Consider the following 1,048-nt stretch of genomic DNA (forward strand, 5'->3'; position numbering starts at 1 on the left):
GGTGGTGCGGGAGATACGGGACCGGCCCGCCGGGTCAGCCGGTGTAGTAGCCGGTGACGTCGGCGATCAGGTCGACCGAGCCGTTCTTGTTGTAGAAGGTGATCTTGCCGTCCTTGACCGGGACGATCACCGCGTTGGGCACGGTCTGCCCGGCCACGAAGTTGAGGTTCGAGGCCGAGGTCCGGGTCGTCCCGTACGGGTAGACCGACACGAAGCTGCCCTCGGTCGCGTTCGTCGCGGTGACGTTGAGGACGACGGCCTTGTACTTCGTCCCGACGGTCAGGCTCACCGTGGCGCCCGCGCCGACCTTGGCCTTCGGCACGCCGGTGCCGTCACGGGTGTCCATCAGGCGCTTGGGCTGCATGCCGGTGAAGACGGAACCGGTGCCCTGCTTGAAGTACCCGGCGACGTCGCCGATCAGGTCGACCGACCCGGCCCGGTTGTAGAAGGTGACCTTGCCGTCCTTGACCGGGACGATCACCAGGTTGGGCACCGTCCGTCCGGCCGTGAAGTTCAGGCTGGAGACGTCCGGGCGGGTGGTGCCGTAGGGGTAGGCGGCGACGAAGCCGCTCGCCGTCGCGTTGGTGGCGGTGACGTTCATGGCGACGGCCGTCACGCCGGGCTCGCTGACGGTGAGGGTCACCGTCCCGCCCGCGCCGACCTTGGCCTTGGGCACGCCGGTGCCGTCACGGGTGTCCATCAGCCGCTTGGGCGTGACGGGCTCGTACGAGGAGCCGGCCGTGCCCTCGGTGTAGTAGCCGGCGACGTCGGCGAGCAGATCGACCGAGCCGTTCTTGTTGTACAGCTCGACGTAGCCGTCCTTGACCGGCACGGTCACCAGGTTGGCGACGGTCTGCCCGGCCTGGAAGTTGAGGTTCGAGGCGGACGTGCGGACCGTGTCGTACGGGTAGACCGAGACGAAGCTGCCCGCGGTCGCGTTGGTGGCGGTGACGTTCAGGACCACCGAGGTGAGGCCCTCGGCGGGCACACCGGCCCGGCCGGCCACCTTCAGCAGCTTGGTGCCGCCGGGGCCGACCTTCCCGGCCGG

General features: G+C 69.4%; 1 pseudogene. It reads right to left on the reverse strand.

Going from position 1 to position 1,048, the window contains the following annotated elements:
* Positions 1–34: 34 nt before the first annotated feature.
* Positions 35–1,048, reverse strand: a pseudogene (locus ACIGO8_RS34015) (hypothetical protein); the annotation flags it as partial.

Origin of the sequence: Streptomyces sp. NPDC053493, assembly GCF_044544825.1 — a bacterium.
In the GTDB taxonomy this organism is placed as follows: domain Bacteria; phylum Actinomycetota; class Actinomycetes; order Streptomycetales; family Streptomycetaceae; genus Streptomyces.